General features: G+C 64.8%; 17 protein-coding genes. 13 read left to right on the plus strand and 4 right to left on the minus strand.

All coding sequences use genetic code 11. From position 1 onward, the window contains the following. Window positions 1-15 precede the first annotated feature (15 nt). A complete protein-coding gene (sthA, locus tag AC5WNJ_RS04195; RefSeq protein WP_495930459.1) occupies window positions 16-1,407 on the plus strand; it encodes a Si-specific NAD(P)(+) transhydrogenase in 1,392 nt (463 codons plus the stop codon). 129 nt (window positions 1,408-1,536) lie between these two features. Beyond that, a complete protein-coding gene (locus AC5WNJ_RS04200; protein ID WP_495930460.1) occupies window positions 1,537-1,869 on the plus strand; it encodes a YrhK family protein in 333 nt (110 codons plus the stop codon). 57 nt (window positions 1,870-1,926) lie between these two features. On the opposite strand, the gene AC5WNJ_RS04205 is transcribed toward AC5WNJ_RS04200, so the two are convergent. The 3 genes from AC5WNJ_RS04205 to AC5WNJ_RS04215 all read right to left on the minus strand — a co-directional run bounded on the left by AC5WNJ_RS04205 (window position 1,927) and on the right by AC5WNJ_RS04215 (window position 5,062). Beyond that, window positions 1,927-2,796, minus strand: a complete 870-nt coding sequence (locus AC5WNJ_RS04205) for a DNA replication terminus site-binding protein (RefSeq protein WP_495930461.1) — start codon at window positions 2,794-2,796, stop codon at window positions 1,927-1,929. A 284-nt stretch (window positions 2,797-3,080) separates the two neighbouring features. Beyond that, window positions 3,081-4,001, minus strand: a complete 921-nt coding sequence (locus tag AC5WNJ_RS04210) for a carbon-nitrogen hydrolase (protein WP_253062521.1) — start codon at window positions 3,999-4,001, stop codon at window positions 3,081-3,083. Further along, complete coding sequence (locus AC5WNJ_RS04215; protein ID WP_495930462.1) at window positions 4,001-5,062, minus strand: agmatine deiminase family protein; 1,062 nt, start codon at window positions 5,060-5,062, stop codon at window positions 4,001-4,003. Before AC5WNJ_RS04215 ends, AC5WNJ_RS04210 begins: the two co-directional genes overlap by 1 nt. 253 nt (window positions 5,063-5,315) lie before the next feature. Here AC5WNJ_RS04215 and AC5WNJ_RS04220 point away from each other — a divergent pair, with 253 nt between their 5' ends. Both AC5WNJ_RS04220 and AC5WNJ_RS04225 read left to right on the plus strand, forming a co-directional pair. After that, window positions 5,316-6,560, plus strand: a complete 1,245-nt coding sequence (locus AC5WNJ_RS04220) for a lipoprotein-releasing ABC transporter permease subunit (protein WP_175088376.1) — start codon at window positions 5,316-5,318, stop codon at window positions 6,558-6,560. Between the two features lie 52 nt (window positions 6,561-6,612). After that, the gene (locus AC5WNJ_RS04225; protein ID WP_253062525.1) at window positions 6,613-7,335 is read left to right on the plus strand and encodes an ABC transporter ATP-binding protein; all 723 of its coding nucleotides are present in this window, start codon (window positions 6,613-6,615) and stop codon (window positions 7,333-7,335) included. A gap of 95 nt (window positions 7,336-7,430) precedes the next feature. Here AC5WNJ_RS04225 and AC5WNJ_RS04230 read toward each other — a convergent pair whose 3' ends face one another. Continuing rightward, window positions 7,431-8,012 (minus strand): DUF2062 domain-containing protein, encoded by a 582-nt coding sequence (locus AC5WNJ_RS04230; protein ID WP_253062527.1) that lies wholly within the window; start codon window positions 8,010-8,012, stop codon window positions 7,431-7,433. Window positions 8,013-8,213: 201 nt separating this feature from the next. Between AC5WNJ_RS04230 and AC5WNJ_RS04235 the strand changes: the two genes are divergently transcribed. The 9 genes from AC5WNJ_RS04235 (at window position 8,214) to murB (ending at window position 17,895) form a co-directional block, all read left to right on the plus strand. After that, on the plus strand, window positions 8,214-11,102 hold the full coding sequence (locus AC5WNJ_RS04235) for a ComEC/Rec2 family competence protein (RefSeq protein ID WP_495930463.1): 2,889 nt from the start codon (window positions 8,214-8,216) through the stop codon (window positions 11,100-11,102). A 107-nt stretch (window positions 11,103-11,209) separates the two neighbouring features. Continuing rightward, on the plus strand, window positions 11,210-11,989 hold the full coding sequence (locus AC5WNJ_RS04240; RefSeq protein WP_306424383.1) for a MotA/TolQ/ExbB proton channel family protein: 780 nt from the start codon (window positions 11,210-11,212) through the stop codon (window positions 11,987-11,989). After that, complete coding sequence (locus AC5WNJ_RS04245) at window positions 11,986-12,411, plus strand: ExbD/TolR family protein (RefSeq protein WP_253062531.1); 426 nt, start codon at window positions 11,986-11,988, stop codon at window positions 12,409-12,411. The genes AC5WNJ_RS04240 and AC5WNJ_RS04245 overlap by 4 nt, the downstream gene beginning before the upstream one ends. A gap of 28 nt (window positions 12,412-12,439) precedes the next feature. Continuing rightward, window positions 12,440-14,188 carry a lipid A export permease/ATP-binding protein MsbA gene (msbA, locus tag AC5WNJ_RS04250; RefSeq protein ID WP_495930464.1) on the plus strand — a complete coding sequence of 583 codons (1,749 nt, stop codon included), beginning with the start codon at window positions 12,440-12,442 and terminating at the stop codon, window positions 14,186-14,188. Next, window positions 14,185-15,174: a tetraacyldisaccharide 4'-kinase gene (lpxK, locus tag AC5WNJ_RS04255; protein ID WP_176676420.1), complete on the plus strand. Its 990-nt coding sequence runs from the start codon at window positions 14,185-14,187 to the stop codon at window positions 15,172-15,174. Before msbA ends, lpxK begins: the two co-directional genes overlap by 4 nt. A 54-nt stretch (window positions 15,175-15,228) precedes the next feature. Next, on the plus strand, window positions 15,229-15,423 hold the full coding sequence (locus AC5WNJ_RS04260; RefSeq protein ID WP_043331901.1) for a Trm112 family protein: 195 nt from the start codon (window positions 15,229-15,231) through the stop codon (window positions 15,421-15,423). Then, window positions 15,423-16,262: a 3-deoxy-manno-octulosonate cytidylyltransferase gene (gene kdsB / locus AC5WNJ_RS04265; protein WP_495930465.1), complete on the plus strand. Its 840-nt coding sequence runs from the start codon at window positions 15,423-15,425 to the stop codon at window positions 16,260-16,262. The genes AC5WNJ_RS04260 and kdsB overlap by 1 nt, the downstream gene beginning before the upstream one ends. Continuing rightward, window positions 16,262-16,819: a low molecular weight protein-tyrosine-phosphatase gene (locus tag AC5WNJ_RS04270; RefSeq protein ID WP_253062537.1), complete on the plus strand. Its 558-nt coding sequence runs from the start codon at window positions 16,262-16,264 to the stop codon at window positions 16,817-16,819. The genes kdsB and AC5WNJ_RS04270 overlap by 1 nt, the downstream gene beginning before the upstream one ends. After that, window positions 16,816-17,895, plus strand: a complete 1,080-nt coding sequence (gene murB / locus AC5WNJ_RS04275) for a UDP-N-acetylmuramate dehydrogenase (protein WP_495930466.1) — start codon at window positions 16,816-16,818, stop codon at window positions 17,893-17,895. Before AC5WNJ_RS04270 ends, murB begins: the two co-directional genes overlap by 4 nt. Window positions 17,896-17,994 lie beyond the last annotated feature (99 nt).

Here is a 17,994-nt window from a genome sequence, read left to right on the forward strand (position 1 = left end):
AGCAAAGCGAGTCTCATGGCAGTCTATAACTACGATGTCGTCGTGATCGGTACCGGTCCGGCAGGGGAAAGCGCGGCAGTCAACGCGGCCAAGCATGGCAAGCGTGTCGCCGTGATCGAGGCTCAGTCTTCCGTGGGCGGCAACTGTACCCACAAGGGCACCATCCCTTCCAAGGCGCTGCGCCACGCGGTCAAGCAGATCATCGAGTTCAACACCAATCGCATGTTCCGCGATATCGGCGAGCCGCGCTGGTTCTCCTTCCCCAAGGTGCTGGAGCGTTCACGCCGCACCATCGAGCAGCAGGTCGAGATGCGTACGCGCTTCTACGCCCGCAATCGCATCGATGTGTTCTTCGGTACCGCCCGCTTCAAGGACGAGCACACCGTCGTGGTGCGCGATGCCCATGAAAGGGTCGAGGAGCTGCATGCGGAGAAGGTCGTGATCGCCACCGGCTCACGTCCTTACCGCCCGGCGGACGTCAACTTCCGCCACCCGCGCATCTACTGCTCCGATACCATCCTGGGCCTGTCGCACACACCGCGCACGCTGATCATCTACGGCGCCGGTGTCATCGGCTCCGAATACGCCTCGATCTTCTCCGGCCTTGGCGTCAAGGTCGACCTGATCGATACGCGTGATCGTCTGCTGTCCTTCCTGGATAACGAGATTTCCGACGCGTTGTCCTATCACCTGCGCAACAATGGCGTGCTGGTGCGTCACAACGAGGAATACGATCGCATCGAGGGCGACGAGTCCGGCGTGGTCGTACACCTCAAGTCCGGCAAGAAGCTGCGTGCAGACGCCTTCCTGTGGGCCAACGGTCGTACCGGCAACACCGACAGCCTCGGTCTCGAGAATGTCGGTCTACAGGCCAACGGCCGCGGTCAGCTGACCGTCGATGATCAGTACCGCACCGAGCTGGACCACGTCTATGCGGTAGGCGATGTGATCGGCTGGCCGAGCCTGGCATCTGCCGCCTACGATCAGGGCCGCTTCGCGTCGGCCAACCTGCTGGGGGAAGAGTTCAAGTTCGTCAATGAGGTGCCGACCGGCATCTACACCATCCCCGAGATCAGCTCGGTGGGGCGTGGCGAGTCCGAACTGACCGAGGCGCGCATCCCCTACGAAGTGGGGCAGGCGTTCTTCAAGGACACCGCCCGCGCCCAGATCACCGGCGATACCGTCGGCATGCTCAAGATTCTGTTCCATCGCGATACGCTGGAAATTCTCGGCATCCACTGCTTCGGGGACCAGGCGTCCGAGATCGTGCACATCGGTCAGGCCATCATGCAGCAGAAGGGGGAGGCGAATACGCTCAAGTACTTCGTCAACACCACCTTCAACTACCCGACCATGGCGGAAGCCTACCGGGTCGCGGCCATGAACGGACTCAACCGTCTGTTCTGAGCGGCGCGGGCCTCGTGCCCGCTGACTTGAAGGCATACCACAAGGCCCCGACATCATTGATGTCGGGGCCTTGTGGTTGTCGGGCTCCCAGCCGGGAAACCTTGTCGATGAACCTTGAGGAAATCACGCATGCAGGATGATCCACGGCAACACGATACTCGCCAGTCGGGCACGCAGTCACGCGAGACACTGCAGGATGATCCAGCCTCGGACCTCACGCTGCGGCTTGGCCATGAGGAGCTGATCATCCACCGCCGCTATGAGCTGGCCAGCATCATCAATGAGCTGGTGCTGGGCCTGCTGTTCACGATCGGCAGCGTGTGCTTCTTCTGGGAAGAGTGGATGACGCTGGGCATCTGGCTGTTCGTGATCGGCTCGCTGCAGTTGACGCTCAAGCCGATGATTCGACTGGCGCGCCGTATTCACCTCAAGCGGATGCCCGAATCGGCGCTTGACCTCTAGCAGGCGGCTTCACGGCCGGTGTGTCTCTTCGGCTCACCGGCTCTCTTGCTCCAGGGATCAGCGATAGCGATGCACGCGCAGACTCCTGAGGAAAGGCGTGTCCTCGATGCGCACGTCACCGCGGCGGGCGCGTGTGCGCTCGGTGGGCGGCGTCGGGCTTGGCTGATTGAGTGCAGGCAGACGCAGGTCATCATGCGGCAGGAACAGCGGCAGGGAGACATTCAGCGCGCGGCGCGTACGTAGCTCGCCGTCTTCGCGCATCACCGGCTCACGATAGAACAGGTTGGCGCGCATCAGCGGTGCCTGGGGCTGGATGCGGGCCAGAATCTCATCCGATGGCAAGCCAGCGAGCAGCTTGAGCTGCAGGCGTACGTGCTCGGCCTCGGTATCCAGTTTCATCAGCAAGGCTTCACACTCCGCCACGCTGACGCGCTGGATAGAGCGTCCGGAGCTGTACCAGGCAAAGCGCACTCGCGCGACTGGCGCCTCTGCCACCGGCACCCGCCGCCAGCACTGCTTGAGATGCAGTCGCGCCAAGCCATCGCCCCTCAGGTGCTGATTCAGCCCCGGATGGCGGAAGGGCAGAATCGCCTTCAGTTCGGCCAGTTGGTCGGGATACTGTTCGCGCAGCTCGGCGAAGAGCTCCGCCAGTTGCTCCTTGGCCGCGTTGAGTGCCGCGACGCGCTCGATCACCTTCGGGCCTGCGGCGACCACGCCCAGATAGGGGCGGGTGACCCGGCCATCCTGGCCATCCTGATACCACACATCCTGCAACGCCTGACTGAGCCATTCACTATCGGCACTGACGCCATCCAGCCGCCAGAGTGGCGAATTCTCTTCTCTGACCGCGGTGATGACCTGATCGGCGGCACTGATCTGCGTATCGAAGGCCGCTTCTATTCTGGCCATCAACTGGTATTCGGGCATGCTCTGCGTCCTGATTGCAGCAAGGGAGACGTGATTTTTTATCGCGTTATCTTGTTTAGCCTAGCGTGACCGGGATGGCAAGACAGACCATGGCGGCATGCGCGGACAGAAGAGGGGCTCCGAGAGGCTGAATCACCCGACGGGAGAGGCCGACGGCGCCGGCACCGACAGACGGAAACAGAAGAGGGCGCCACGCTGGGCGCCCTCCTGTCTCTGCGGGGGGAGGCTGTATGATCTCGATAGGGGGCTGTTATCGGGCCGGCACCTGCAAAAGCCCGATGGGCTCAGCGGTCGCGATAGCGCTCGGTGAGATCACCATAGGCATCGATGCGACGATCGCGCAGGTAAGGCCAGATGCGGCGCACGTCCTCGCCGCGCGCCAGGTCCACCTCGACCAGCAGCTCCTCGGGCTCGGTGCCGCCATGCGCCAGCAGCTCGCCCTGGGGGCCGCAGATGAAGCTGCCGCCCCAGAAGTGGATGCCTTCGCTGGCGGGCGTCGGGTCCGCTTCATGACCGACGCGGTTGGCGACGATCACCGGCACGCCATTGGCGACGCCGTGGCTGCGCTGGATCAGGGTCCAGGCATCCTTCTGGCGTGTCTGCTCGGCTTCATCGTCGCGCGGGTCCCAGCCGATGGCGGTGGGGTAGAGCAGCATCTCGGCACCGGCCAGCGCCATCAGGCGTGCGCCTTCGGGATACCACTGGTCCCAGCAGACCTGAACGCCCAGACGCCCGACCGAGGTGTCGATGGGCTCGAAGCCGCGGCGCGGGGCCTGTGCGCTGGGCGCATCGCCCGGCGTGAAGTAGAACTTCTCGTAGAAGCCGGGATCATCCGGGATGTGCATCTTGCGGAAGGTGCCGACCAGGCCAGCGGCCTTGTCGAGCACCACGGCGGTATTGTGATACACGCCCGCCGCGCGGCGCTCGAAGATGGAGCCGACGATCACCAGGCCGAGTTCGGCGGCCAGCCCGGCCAGACGCTGGGTGGTCGGGCCGTCGAGGGGCTCGGCGAGATCGAAGATCTCGGTGTCTTCGGTCTGGCAGAAGTAGTGGCTGGCATGCAGCTCCTGCAGCATCACCAGCTCAGCGCCATCGGCGGCAAGGCGACGAATGGCGGCTTCGCTGGCCGCCAGGCTTGTGTCCTTGTCGGGCCAGCCCTGTTGCTGGACGACACCGACCTTGAGTGTACGGCGGGAAGCAGTCATCACAGTGCTCCTTGAGAGGTGTTCGAGATGGCCAGCGTGCCCTTGGGCAGTTGCATGGTCATGCAGTGCAGGCTGCCATGCTGGCGAATCACGGCGCGGCAATCGACCGGAATGATGTCACGCTTGGGGAAGGCGCTGGCGAGGGCCTTGAGAGCGATCATGTCGTGACGATCGGCGTAGGTCGGCACCAGCACGGCCCCATTGATGATCAGGAAGTTGGCGTAGGTCGCCGGCAGACGATGGCCGTCGTCCGGATCGAAGCAGGCATCCGGCCACGGCAGCGGTACCAGGAAGTACGGGTCGCCATTGGCATCGCGCAGTGCTTCAAGTTCGGCTTCCATCGCCTTGAGTGCAGGGTAATGCGGGTCGTCGCGATCATCGCAGCGGACATAGGCGATGGTGCGCGGGTCGCAGAAGCGCGCCAGGGTGTCGACATGGCTGTCGGTGTCATCGCCTTCCAGGTGACCATTGGCGAGCCACAGCACGCGTTCGACCCCGAAATCGGCCTTGAGTTGCGCCTCGACCTGGGCGCGGCTCAGGCCGGTATTGCGGTTGTCGTTGAGCAGGCAGGCTTCGGTGGTCAGCAGGGTGCCCTGGCCGTCGCTCTCGATGCCGCCGCCTTCCAGAATGAAGTCGCGGCTTTCCATCGGGCTTGCGTAAGCCCCTTGGGCGGCGAGGGTGCGGGTCAGGGCGTTGTCGCGGGCGGCCTCGAACTTGCCGCCCCAGCCGGTGAAGGTGTAGTCGAGCAGCACCGGCTGGCCATCACGTTCGACGGTGATGGGGCCATGGTCGCGCGTCCAGGTGTCATCCAGCGGCGCCACGTAAAGATGCAGGCGCTCGGCGGGCACGCCGAAACCGGCGAAGCGTGCGGCAAGGCGCTCGCGGGTGGCGTCATCGCTGACGCTGATCAGCACGTGCTGATAGCGGCTGATGGCGATCACCATGGCCTCGCAGGTGGCTTCGATGCTCTCGAGCATCTCGCTCCAGTCACTGTGCGGGCTGGGCCAGCTGAGCTGGATGGCGTCCTGCGGGTGCCATTCGGCGAGCAGACGGGTGGCCATGGGCATCTCCCTGATGAAGAGGTAACGATAAAGGCGCAAGCCGCAATGCCGCGGACTCGGCGCGCGATGATAGCAGAGCCATGCGCCGACGCTAGCCCTGTGGTGCCTGACGTGCACATGTCTTGCCATGATGGCGGTTCATGTTGGCCACAGACGAAGGCTGGCAAACTGCGTTCGAATATGGCTCCATGCGCCGAGCCTGCGGAATGCGTATCATGGCCCGCGACCCTGACCCAAGGAATCGACTTCGATGCTGCTGGATCGCCTACCCTTTCTGATCGGCCTGCGCTATACCCGCGCCAAGCGCCGTAACCATTTCATTTCCTTCATTTCCTTGACCTCGATGCTGGGGCTGTCGCTGGGCGTCGCCGTGCTGATTCTGGTGCTGTCGGTGATGAACGGCTTCGACCATGAGCTGCGAACCCGCGTGCTGGGCATGGTGCCGCATGTGCGCGTCGAGGCGCGTGACAGCGTCACCGACTGGGAGACGCTGGCCGGCAAGCTGCGCGAGAAGCCACATGTCGTCGGTGCGGCGCCCTATATCGAGCAGCAGGGCATGTTCACCACCAACGGTCGCAACAAGGGTGCGTTGGTCACCGGTATCGATCCGTCCGCGGAGGATCAGGTCTCGATCATCAGCGAGCACATGGTGCAGGGCAGTCTGGCGGATCTCACGCCCGGCAGCTGGGGCATCGTGATGGGCGAGCTGCTGGCGCGCAATCTGGGCGTCGGCGTGGGGGACCGCGTCACGCTCTTGGTGCCCGAGGCCTCCATCACGCCGGGAGGCATCTTCCCGCGCCTCAAGCGCTTCACGGTGACCGGTATCTTCAAGGTCGGCGCGGACGTCGATGCCAGCCTTGCCTACACCGATATCTCGGACATGGCCAAGCTGGCACGCTTCAATGAGGGGGACGTCCAGGGGGTGCGCCTGAAGCTCGATGACCTGTTCAGCGCCGATCAGGTCACGCGTGACATCGTCAGCCAGCTGGGGCCGCAGTATCGCGGCATGGACTGGAAGCGCACCCACGGCAACCTGTTCGCCGCCATCCAGATGGAGAAGAACATGATCGGCCTGCTGCTGATGGTGATCGTCGCCGTCGCGGCCTTCAACATCGTCTCGACGCTGGTGATGATGGTGACGGATAAGCACGCCGACATCGCCATTCTGCGTACTCTCGGGGCCAGGCCCGGTTCCATCATGGGCATCTTCATCGTGCAGGGGCTGACCATCGGCGTGTTGGGCATCATCATCGGTGCCATCGCCGGGGTGGCGCTGGCGCTGAGCGTCTCCGACATCATCGCCTGGGTGCAGTCGACCTTCGGTATCCAGTTCCTGGACCCCAACGTCTACTTCATCAGCTATCTGCCATCGCGCCTCGAGATGAGCGACATGGGCATCATCATCGGCTCCGCGCTGGTGCTGAGCTTCCTGTCGACGCTGTATCCGGCCTGGCGCGCCTCGCGCATCCAGCCGGCGGAGGTGCTGCGCTATGAGTAATCCGTCGACATCGTCTGATGCATCCACCCGTTCCGCTGCTGGAGACACCGCCATGCCGACGCCGGCTTCTGACACTCACGCGCCGGGTCAGGCCCACGGCAAGCCGATGCTGATCTGTGAGCGCCTGAGCCGCAGTTACGATGAGGGCCCGCAAGAGGTGCAGGTGCTCGACGAGCTGGAACTGCGCGTGCATGCCGGTGAACGGGTCGCCGTGGTCGGCAGCTCCGGCTCCGGCAAGACCACGCTGCTCAATCTGCTCGGTGGGCTGGACCATCCCACCCAGGGCATCGTGAAGGTGGCCGGCCAGCGCCTGTCCGAACTCAGCGAGTCGGCGCTGGGCAGCTTCCGCAATCAGCACATCGGCTTCGTGTATCAGTTCCACCACCTGCTGGCGGAATTCAGTGCCGAAGAGAATGTGGCGATGCCGTTGATCATCCGTGGCCACAAGCGTTCCGAGGCTGCCGTCAAGGCGCGCAAGCTGCTGGAGCGGGTCGGCATGGCGCCGCGCGCCGATCACAAGCCGGGCGAGCTGTCCGGGGGTGAGCGCCAGCGCGTCGCCATCGCGCGTGCGCTGGTGACGGACCCGAGTCTGGTGCTGATGGATGAGCCGACCGGCAACCTGGATCAGACCACGGCGGCGCGCATTCTCGAGCTGATGGATGACATCGCGCGCGAAGCGCAGGCGGCCTTCATCATCGTGACCCACGACAACGGTCTGGCCGCGCACCAGCACCGTGTGCTGCGTCTGGACGGCGGCAAGCTGCACGAGGATTGAGTCGAGCCGCTGACTGATTCACGCTAGCCAGAAAGCCAAACGCCCCGCCATCTCTCGATGGCGGGGCGTTTTTCATGCGTGTCTGTCGGCAGTGTTCAGAGCTTGTCGGTGTCCTGCTCAGCGGTCGGGCGTGATGACTGCTCCTTGCTGCAACGTCTGGCGGCCAGGCGCGCCTTGCGGCGGCTGCGCCAGTTGCGCACTACCTGATAGCGCCACAAGAGGCGGACAAGCATGTTGCCCAGCAGTGCCAGGACGACGGCGCTGACCAGCGAACCCAGCGCCAGAGCGGGCAGGATGTCTTCCAGCTGATTGGCGAACCAGGCCGCGGAGACCTGCTCCGGCATCACGCGTGCGGGCGTGTCGAGCATCCAGGCGCCCACGCGGTAGGTCGCGTAGTAGACCACCGGCATGGTCAGCGGGTTGGTCACCCACACCAGACCCACCGACAGCGCGAGGTTGCAGCGCAGTGCCCAGGCACCGAGGGCGGCCACCACCATCTGGAAGGGAATCGGCAGCAGCGCACAGAACAGCCCCACCATGCAGGCATTGGCCACAGTGCGTCGCGACAACGCCCACAGTGCGGGATCGGCGATCAGGTGATGCATGAAGCGCAGCGACTTCTTGCGCTTGAGGGCATCCGGTTCCGGCATGAGCCGCTTGAGTAGACGACGAGGCATGACTTGGCCATTTGGCATTCAACGCCGGCCATTATCCATACATGGCTGCAGGACTGCCATGCTGACTGCGCAGTTATCCGGTTAGTGATCTGCAACCCGCGTGTCTCGATTCGGCACTGAGTACAGCAAAGCCCGCGCGATGCCTGACGGACTGCGCCATGGGTGACCTTGCAAGAGGCCAGCAACATGCCAGGTGCCACCGTGAACAAATCTTCCCATCCCGCTCGATTCTGGCTGTCACCGGCCTCGCTGGCCCAGCTGCTGACGGGGCTGGTGGCGGGCATCTGGCTGTCACGCCAGGGCGAGTGGGGCGCGGATTGGCAGTCACGCTCATCGGCAGGGCTCGGCGCGCAGGAGGGTGGGACGCATGGTTGGGCCGCCTTCATGACGCTGAGCGACAACCTGTTGCTGGCCGCCTTGCTGCTCTGCTGGCTCATGGTGGCAGGGGCCTTGGCAGTCACTCCCACCCGTTCTTGCCCGCATTCTGCTTCCGGCGCCGGGTCACGCCGCTCTCGGCTCGGAGCCTTGAGCCTTCGGTTCTCGGCAGCGCTGGGGGGCGGGCTGGTGATCAGTCTTCTGCAGCAGCCGATCGTGATGGCGGAGGCGCTGACGCGCCAAGAGCTGTGGCTGGAAGGCCGGGTCGAGCAGGTCAATCGCGCGCTGCCGACACCTGATGAATCGGTGCGCCTGGTGCTGCGTGTCTCGCGCTGTGATCTCTTCCAGCCGACGGAGTCACCCAACGCGGATGCCGGGCGTCTGGCCGCCTGTCATCGCCTGCTGGATCAGCGAGTGCAGCTTCGGCGCTACTGGCCACACAAGCCACCCCGCGATATCGCGACACGCGAGGCGCTGGCGACTCCCTGGCAGGCCGGTGAGCGCTGGCGCATGGTCGTGCGTCTGGTGCCGCCTCATGGCGCCAGCAACCCGGCATTCGGGCGCTCAGCGAGCCCGGCGGAGTTTGATCGTGTCGCCTGGCTATGGCGCGAAGGTATCGTCGCCACGGGGTATGTGCGCCAACTGTCTCTTGCGCAGCGCCTGGCGCCACCAGGCGGGCTGGCAGCGCTGCGCCTTCATGCCGAGCAGGCGCTATGGCAGCGCTGTGGCACGGGCGAAGGCGGGGCACTGGTCGACTGGCCGGGGTCGCCCTGTCGCTGGCTGGCGGCACTGACGCTGGGCAAGGCCGCGGCACTGACCCACGACGACTGGGACGCCCTGAACGCCACGGGACTGACGCATCTGGCGGTGGTGTCGGGGCTGCATGTCGGATTGATGGCCAGCCTGGTGCTGGGGCTGAGTTTCGGCGTGCTGCGCCTCTGGCGACCGGGCGGGTGGCGATTCAGCGTGGCGCCCTGGTGGCTTGCCTGTCTGGCGGCCTGGAGTTTCGCCTTGCTGGCAGGCCTGGCGCCGCCGGCCCTGCGCGCCGCCTTGATGGTGACGGTCGGGCTCTGGATGGCGAGTGGCCGTAGCGGCCTAGGTGTCTGGCAGGTCTGGATGCTGGCGCTGATTCTGGTGCTGGGGCTGGACCCGCTGGCACTGTGGCGCCCGGGTACCTGGCTATCATTCCTCGCCGTGGCGGTGTTGTTGCTGGCCTGGCAGGGCCGCTCGCGACCGCGGGGAGTGCGCGGATGGTGTCTGGCCACGTTGCGCAGCCAGTGGTTGCTGACGCTGGTCATGGGTGCGGCCCTGCTGCTTTCGCGCGGCCAGCTGTCCTGGCTGTCGCTGCCGATGAATCTGCTGATGGCGCCCCTGGTGACGTTATTGATCGTGCCGCTTGGCATGCTGGGCTGGGGGGTTGCGGGACTCGAGCAGCTGTTGCTGTTCACGGGACTCGTCCCGTCACGGCTCACAGGCATGCTCGCTGACGGTGTGTTCAGTGGCGGTCTATGGCAGCTGCTGGCACAGGGCATGGCGCAGGCGATGGAGATATTGTCTTCGCTTGCGTCGACGCAGGGGCGCTGGCCGCAGGTGCCAATGGCGGCGGGGGTGTCTGGCGCCACTCCCTCGGCCTTGATCCTGATGCTCGTGGTCATGGCCCTTCTATGTGCCTGGCTGGCGGAGGGTGTGCCGGGCCTCGATGGCCGTCTGAAGCGCCTGTGTGGCAGCGTGGCACTCTGCTGGGGGCTGTCACTGGCGGCGCTGACCTTGCCGTGGTCACCGACTGCGCTGGCCACCGCCGGGCGGGACGCCGGCACGCGCGCGACAGAGGTCGCCTCGTTCTCGCCCGGGGCGCCCGCGCTCAGTCTGACGGTGCATGATGTCGGGCAGGGGCTGGCGATTTCGCTGCGCAGTCATCTTGCTGCGAGCATCGGCATCGGTACTTCACGCCAGACGCCGAGACACTGGCGATATGATCTGGGCGTGGCATCACGCCATGCCGGCGCTCGCTTGCCGGGGCCAATGCCCGTGGCGGGAGAGCCGATCGGCGTGATCGTGAGTCACGGGGATGGTGACCATGCCGGCGGCCTGCAGGCGCTGTCTGCCGAGGAGATCGCTTCCTTGTGGGTGCCGGCCGGGCAGCGAGCGAGACTGGCGCATCAGGTAAGCTGGCTCGAGGAGGTGGCGATGCGAGAGTGTGTCGCCGGGCGCAGCATCATCCTTGGTCAGTTACAGGGCGAGCCGGTGCGCCTTGAGATGCTGTGGCCGCCAGCAGGGTTGACAACTCGACGTGACAACGCGCACTCCTGTGTGGTCTTGATAGCACATGGCGCACGCCCACTGGCGTTGCTGACCGGCGATATCGGCCTGCAGGAGGAGCGCGAGTTGCAAGCGACGCTGGGCAGACGACTGGCCGGACGCAGCTTGCCATTGCTGGTGGTCGCACATCACGGCAGCCGCACCAGCAGTGGTGATGGCTGGCTTGAGAGCCTGGCGGCGCGTCACGCGATTGTCAGCGCCGGTCGCTACAATCCGCATGGTCATCCGCATCCGGACGTGGTGGAGCGTCTGGCGCGTCATGTCGAGTGTCTCTGGCATGTCGGGCTGGATGGCGCCTTGCACTGGGAGTGGTGGCCGCAGGGGGAGCGGCTGCAACCAGCACGCAGGGCTGGCGGTATCGGAGTGAGGTGCCTTGGGGTAAAATCCGCTGGATGATCAGATGCATGGCGGATTCATGCGGCCTGCGCGACAGGGACGGCGCGTGACATCTGACACGACAAAAATGGTGCCCGCAGAGGCATCGAGACCAAGGGAGAGGTCACATGCTGGAAGCCTTGTACGCAGGGGGAGTCTTGATGCTCCCCATCCTCGGATGTTCCGTCGTGGCACTGGCCATCGTTCTCGAGCGCCTGTGGACACTGCGCACGCGTCGCATCGCGCCGAAGGGACTGGGGCAGCAGGTGTGTGAACTGATCAGCCAGGGACAGGTCAATGTGTACTGGCTGGAGAGTCATTCGCCGCTGGGCAACGTGCTGGCGGCGGGACTGCGCAATGCGCGCCTGGGCAATGAGCAGGTACGCGCGCGCATGCAGGAATCGGCCGTGGCCGTGATTCATGACATGGAGCGCTTCCTGAGTCCGCTGGGCACCATCGCCGCCATCACGCCGCTTTTGGGGCTGCTGGGCACGGTGGTGGGCATGATCGACGTCTTTGCCGTGATCGTCGATGCGGGCAGCGCCGAGCGAGCCCAGGAGCTGGCCGGCGGGATTTCCCGGGCGCTGGTGACGACGGCCTCCGGATTGACGGTGGCGATTCCGGCACTGATGTTCCATCGCTATTTCCAGCGCTGTGTCGAGGACATCACCGTCAACATGGAGGAGCAGGCAGGGCAGGTGGTGGAGTATATCTCGCACCATCAGGGCGAGCTCGGGCTGGCCGAGAGCCACGACGGCATCGACCGTCGCCCGGGCCAGCGCCGCGGCCAGGTGCCGGAGCCCCATGAGCGTCTGCCGGAAGACCTGCCGGCTTACATGCGTCGTGACGCCGATGATCCCTATGGTGGCGATGATGGCAAGGGGGCAGGTGCCGGGAGGCCGTCATGAGGTTTCCGCGTCGCCGGCGTGAGTCGGTGGAGGTCAACCTCACCCCGCTGATCGACGTGGTGTTTCTGCTGCTGATCTTCTTCATGGTCTCGACCACCTTCGATAGCCGTCGAGCGCTGGACCTCATTCTGCCGCAGTCCAGTCAGGCCAGCGCGGTAGAGCAGGCGCCCTTGATTTTGAGCATCGGAGCAGCAGGTGATTTTACGCTCGGCGAGGCAAGCCTCGGCGAGGATGAACTGGGAGCGCAACTTGCGCAGTACAAGGACCAGGCAGATCGCTTCGGGTTGATCCTCGAAGCCGATGGCCGCACGCCCCACGCCAAGGTGGTCACGGCGCTGGACGCCGCCGCTGAAGTGGGTATCACCCGTGTGCGCATCAGTACGCGTATCGGGACGGAATCATCATCACCGGATGCCCCATGAGGGCGCCGCCCAAGTCTATGGAGACCCCGTGAGTCGCGACTCCACCTGGATTCATTACCGCCGCTTGCTCGGCTATGTTCGCCCGCACTGGAAGATGTTTCTTGCCGCCGTCATCGGCTACATCATCTACGGTGCCTCGAGTACGGCGCTGGCCGAGATGATGAAGCGCCTGATCGACGGCATTCAGAATCCTGACGCCCAGTTCAGACTGTTCCTGCCGCTGTTCGTGATCGGCATGTTCGCCGTGCGCGGCGTCGGCACCTTCCTGGGCACCTATTGCATGAGTGATGTGGCGCGCAACGTGGTGCACACCCTGCGCACCACGGTGTTCAACCACATGCTGCATCTGCCGGGGCGCTATTTCGACGAGAACTCCACCGGCCATCTCATCACCCGTGTCACCTATCATGTCGAACAGATCACCGGCGCGGCCACCAAGGCGCTGACCATCATCCTGCGCGAAGGTTTCTTCGTGCTCGGCCTGCTGGGCTATCTGTTCTGGACCAACTGGAAGCTGACGCTGGTCTTCATCGCGGTCACGCCGCTGATCGGCTGGGTGGTCAGCTATGCCAGCAAGCGCTTCCGCAAGCTCTCCAAGCGCATTCAGGGCTCGATGGGCGAGGTGACCCACGTGGCCTCCGAGGCGCTGTCCGGCCACCGGATCGTGCGTACTCACGGTGCCGAGGATTACGAGAAGGCACGCTTTGCGGCGGTCAGTGAGTACAACCGCGAGCAGAAGATGAAGGAAGCGCTGACCAAGGCCACCGCCACGCCGGTCATCCAGCTGTTGATCGCCGTGGCGCTGGCCACGCTGGTGTGGCTGGCGATGGCGCCGGAACTGATGGCCGGCATGAGCGCTGGGGAGTTCGTCGGCTTCATCACCGCTGCTTCGATGATGGCCAAGCCGGTGCGTCAGTTGACCGAAGTCAACGGCGAGATCCAGAAGGGCATGGCGGCCTCGGAAGAACTGTTCGGTCTGCTGGATATGCCGGCAGAGCCGGACAACGGCACCCTGGTGCCCGAGGGTCGTCTCGAGGGGCGTGTGCGCTTCGACAATGTCCACTTCCGCTATGCAGATCATCAGCAGGAGGTGCTCAAGGGTATCGATCTGGAGGTGAAGCCAGGGCAGATGGTCGCCATCGTCGGGCGTTCGGGATCGGGCAAGTCGACGTTGATGAGCCTGTTGCCGCGCTTCTACGCACCGACCACCGGCCGCATCCTGATCGACGATGTCGCCATCGAGGACTACAAGCTGCGACCGATGCGTCAGCAGATCGCGCTGGTCTCGCAGAATGTCACCCTGTTCAATGCCGACCTGACCGCCAACATTGCCTACGGCACCGGCGAAGTCGACAAGGCGCGGGTGGAAGAGGCGGCGCATGCGGCCTATGCCCACGAATTCATCGAGCGCATGAGTGAAGGCTACGACACCATCGTCGGCGACAATGGCGTGATGCTCTCCGGTGGTCAGCGCCAGCGTATCGCCATCGCGCGCGCCATCTACAAGGACTCGCCGATTCTGGTGCTGGATGAGGCCACCTCGGCGCTGGATACCGAATCAGAACGCTATATCCAGCGCGCGCTGGAAGAAGTGTGTCAGGGCCGGACGACCTTCGTGATCGCCCACCGTCTGTCCACCATCGAGAAGGCGGACCGCATTCTGGTGATGGATGATGGCGAGATCATCGAAGACGGCACCCACGAATCATTGATTGCTCAGGAAGGTGCTTATGCCGCGCTGCATCGCATCCAGTTCCGGGAGACGGCAGACGCATGAGTGAACGACTGGTAGACGCCTGGTATCGTGGCGCCGGCTGGCTGCACCTGCTGCGCCCGCTGGAACATGTCTACAGGAATGTGGTGGCGCGCAAGCGCAATGCCTATCTCACCGGCAAGCGTGAGGTCTGGAAGGCGCCGGTGCCGGTGATCGTGATCGGCAACATCACCGTCGGTGGCACCGGCAAGTCGCCGCTGGTCGCCTGGCTGGGGCGCTGGTTGAGCGAGCAGGGCTGGCGCCCGGGCATCATCTCGCGCGGCTACGGTGGGCATTCGCCGCGCTACCCCCTCTACGTGCAGGCCGATACCGATCCCCAGCATGCCGGCGATGAGCCGGTGATGCTGGCCCAGCAGACCGGCCTGCCTGTGGCGGTCGACCCGGATCGTCCGAGTGCGGCGCGGCGCCTGATTGCCGCGGGCTGCGACATCCTGCTCTCCGATGACGGCCTGCAGCACCATGCGCTGGGGCGCGATATCGAGCTGGTGGTCGTGGACGGTGAGCGTGCCTTCGGCAATCAGCGTTGCCTGCCCGCCGGGCCGCTGCGCGAGCCGTTGTCGCGCCTTGCCAGTGTCGATGCGGTGATCTCCAACGGTGTCATCGACTGCTCGCGCCTTCCGGTGGAATCGCATTGCATGACGCTGACGCCGGTTCACTGGCGCCATCTGATCGACGACGTGCGCTATCCTGCCCACCAGCTGCCGTTCAGTGGTCAGGTGCATGCGTTAGCCGGTATCGGCAATCCGCAGCGCTTCTTCCGCACCCTGACCAATCTCGGGGTCGATCATCTGCCGTGTCCGCTGGCGGACCACCATCGTTTCACGCCGACGGATCTGCGCTTTTCCGACAATCTGCCCGTGGTGATGACCGCCAAGGACGCCGTCAAGTGTCGCAGCTTCGCCAATGAGCGCTGCTGGGCGCTGGATGTCGAGGCGCGTCCGGATCAGGCGCTGGTGGACTGGCTCGCCAAACGCCTTGAGGCGCTCTGAGGGCTTGATCGCTGAATTTTCTTTCTTTTCTGCTGTTATTCCGGAGATGTCTCGATGGACAAGGAACTGCTCGCGCTGCTGGTCTGCCCGCTGTGTCAGGCCAAGCTGACCTATGATGCGGCGAATGCCGAGCTCAAGTGCTTCTACGATGGCCTTGCCTATCCGGTACGCGACGGCATTCCCGTCATGCTGGAAGAAGAAGCGCGCCAGATGGATGCCGACGAGAAGCTCAAGGGGAGCCGCGGCTGATGAGTGACCTTCTGCAGCAGGGGCAGGCAGACGACAGCCGTTCAGAGAGCGAGGCCGGTTTCGTGGTCGTGATTCCGGCGCGCTTCAACTCCTCACGCCTGCCGGGCAAGCCCTTGGCGGACATTCATGGCCAGCCGATGATCAAGCATGTCTGGCGCAATGCCTGCGCCAGTCAGGCCAGTCGGGTCGTGATCGCCACCGATGACGAGCGCATCCGTGAGGTCTGTGAAGGCTTCGGGGCCGAGGTGGTAATGACGCGTGCCGATCATCCCAGCGGGACGGACCGCCTTGCCGAGGTGGTCACGCTGCTGGCGCTGGCCCCCGAGACCCTGGTGGTCAACGTCCAGGGCGATGAGCCGTTGCTGCCGGCGGCGTTGATCGATCAGGTGGCGGTACGCCTCGAGGAAGACGCGGGGGCCTCGATCGCCACGCTGGCGGAGTTGATCGCCAGCGTCGACAGCCTGTTCAACCCCAATGTGGTCAAGGTGGTGCGTGACCTGCGTGGGCGTGCCCTGTACTTCTCGCGCGCGCCTATCCCGTGGGACCGCGAGCACTTCACCACGCCGCCGGACATGCTGGCCACCGATTCCTGGCTGCGTCATATCGGCCTTTACGCCTACCGTGCCAGCTTCCTGACCGATTACGTCGATTGGCTGCCGGCCCCGCTGGAGCAGCTTGAACAGCTCGAACAGCTGCGCGCGCTGCATCATGGTCATGCCATCCAGGTAGCCATTGCCTGCACGGCGCATCCGGCAGGTGTCGACACGCCGGAGGACCTCGAGCGCGTGCGCGACTGGCTGGCGCAAGCAGTGGCAGGCAGCGAGAGCGGAGAGGCCTGATGAGCGAGCTTCTTGAGCAGCTGGCCCAGCGTCAGGCGCCATTGGAGCGCATCCTGATGGTGTGCCTGGGCAATATCTGTCGCTCACCGAGTGCCGAAGGCGTGTTGCGCGCGGCGCTGACGCGCCATGGCCTGGATCAGGTCGTCACGGTGGACAGCTGCGGCACCAGTGACTGGCATGTCGGCGGTCAGCCTGATTCGCGGGCCATCGCGCATGCGGCCAGGCGCGGCCATGACATCAGCACGCTGCGTGCCCGTCAGTTGTGCGAGCAGGACTTTCACGACTTCGATCTGATTCTGGTGATGGACGACGCCAATCTTGCCGATACCCGTGCCTTGGCTGCGCGCAGCAACAGTGGCGATCAGGCGCTGATCGGTCGCCTGCTGGACCTGCTGCCGACCCCGCTGCCCGCGCTGGCAGCGGGCAGTCGTGAGGTGCCGGACCCCTACACCGGGGGCCCCGATGCCTTCGAGCGTGTGCTGGACCTGATCGATGTGGCCTGTGAGGCACTCATTGCGGCACTGCCTGCAGCGACCACGGCGCGGGCGCGCTCATGACTCAGGTATCCAGTGATCAGAACGCTGGCGACACCTCGCAACGAGAGGGTGTGGCGCTGGATAGCTGCAATACCCTGGGCTTCTCGGCGCGTGCCCGTGCCCTGAGCGAGCCACACACCGTCGAGGCGGCCAGGGCACAGGTGCTGGCCTCCCGGCAGACTGGAGAGCGTCTGGTGGTGATCGGCGGCGGCAGCAATCTGGTGTTGCTGCCGTGGCTGGATGCCCATGTCATGCGTCCGGCCTTTGACGAGGTCACCATCACGCCAGCAGAAGACGGCCTGACGGCCAAGGTCTCCGTCGAGGCCGGCAAGCGCTGGCATGCCCTGGTGATGGAGCTGGCCGCCGCCGGCTGGTGGGGCTACGAGAACCTGGCCTTGATTCCCGGTTGCTGCGGTGCGGCGCCTATCCAGAATATCGGCGCCTATGGCGTCGAGCTGGCAGACCACTTGCTGCGTCTGGAAGTCATGTCGCTGGAAGATGGCAGCTGCCGTTGGATGAATCGTGAGGAATGCGGTTTCGGCTATCGCGACAGCATCTTCAAGGGCGCGCTTGAGCATCGCGTGCTGATCACGCGCCTGGAGTTGCAGGTATCGCGCCAGGCGGCGCCCCGGCTCGGTTATGGTGATCTCGCCCAGCGCGTCAGTGCGGCGTTGCCGCAAGGGGGGGAGGTGACGCCGTTGCAGGTCGCCCAGGCGGTGATTGCCACGCGCAGTGAGAAGTTGCCCGACCCCGCGCGACTGGGCAATGCCGGCAGTTTCTTCAAGAATCCGCAGCTTCCCCGTGCCGAGGCCCAGGCGCTGCTGACCCGCTTCCCGAGCTTGCCGCAGTACCCGCAGGCCGATGGCAGCATCAAGCTGGCAGCAGGCTGGATGATCGATCAATGTGGCCTGAAAGGTGCGCGCAGAGGCCATGTTGGCGTGCATGCTCAGCAGGCGCTGGTGCTGGTGCACTTCGGCGAGGGTGCCGTCACCGAGCTGCTGGCACTGGCGCAGGAGGTACGTGAGGCCGTTCACGCCCGCTTCGGTGTCTGGCTCGAACAGGAGCCGCGGGAGCTTGGGATGATGCCTGAAGGGTGATGCCCGAGGGCTGAGGCCCAGCGTCGTGTACACTGAGCTATACGCTGAAAACAAGAACGCCCCGCAGGCAAGCCTGCGGGGCGTTCTTGTTTTCATCTG

Source organism: Cobetia sp. PDI-23MA (assembly GCF_059507735.1).

What these genes read in the sequence shown, in the direction of transcription:
- AC5WNJ_RS04260 (WP_043331901.1), top strand. Translation starts at nt 15,229, where the DNA reads ATGGACAAGGAACTGCTCGCGCTGCTGGTCTGCCCGCTGTGTCAGGCC.
- sthA (WP_495930459.1), top strand. Translation starts at nt 16, where the DNA reads ATGGCAGTCTATAACTACGATGTCGTCGTGATCGGTACCGGTCCGGCA.
- AC5WNJ_RS04205 (WP_495930461.1), bottom strand. Translation starts at nt 2,796, where the DNA reads ATGCCCGAATACCAGTTGATGGCCAGAATAGAAGCGGCCTTCGATACG.
- AC5WNJ_RS04215 (WP_495930462.1), bottom strand. Translation starts at nt 5,062, where the DNA reads ATGGCCACCCGTCTGCTCGCCGAATGGCACCCGCAGGACGCCATCCAG.
- AC5WNJ_RS04210 (WP_253062521.1), bottom strand. Translation starts at nt 4,001, where the DNA reads ATGACTGCTTCCCGCCGTACACTCAAGGTCGGTGTCGTCCAGCAACAG.
- lpxK (WP_176676420.1), top strand. Translation starts at nt 14,185, where the DNA reads ATGAGTGAACGACTGGTAGACGCCTGGTATCGTGGCGCCGGCTGGCTG.
- kdsB (WP_495930465.1), top strand. Translation starts at nt 15,423, where the DNA reads ATGAGTGACCTTCTGCAGCAGGGGCAGGCAGACGACAGCCGTTCAGAG.
- AC5WNJ_RS04245 (WP_253062531.1), top strand. Translation starts at nt 11,986, where the DNA reads ATGAGGTTTCCGCGTCGCCGGCGTGAGTCGGTGGAGGTCAACCTCACC.
- AC5WNJ_RS04270 (WP_253062537.1), top strand. Translation starts at nt 16,262, where the DNA reads ATGAGCGAGCTTCTTGAGCAGCTGGCCCAGCGTCAGGCGCCATTGGAG.
- AC5WNJ_RS04240 (WP_306424383.1), top strand. Translation starts at nt 11,210, where the DNA reads ATGCTGGAAGCCTTGTACGCAGGGGGAGTCTTGATGCTCCCCATCCTC.
- AC5WNJ_RS04225 (WP_253062525.1), top strand. Translation starts at nt 6,613, where the DNA reads ATGCCGACGCCGGCTTCTGACACTCACGCGCCGGGTCAGGCCCACGGC.
- AC5WNJ_RS04200 (WP_495930460.1), top strand. Translation starts at nt 1,537, where the DNA reads ATGCAGGATGATCCACGGCAACACGATACTCGCCAGTCGGGCACGCAG.
- murB (WP_495930466.1), top strand. Translation starts at nt 16,816, where the DNA reads ATGACTCAGGTATCCAGTGATCAGAACGCTGGCGACACCTCGCAACGA.
- AC5WNJ_RS04230 (WP_253062527.1), bottom strand. Translation starts at nt 8,012, where the DNA reads ATGCCTCGTCGTCTACTCAAGCGGCTCATGCCGGAACCGGATGCCCTC.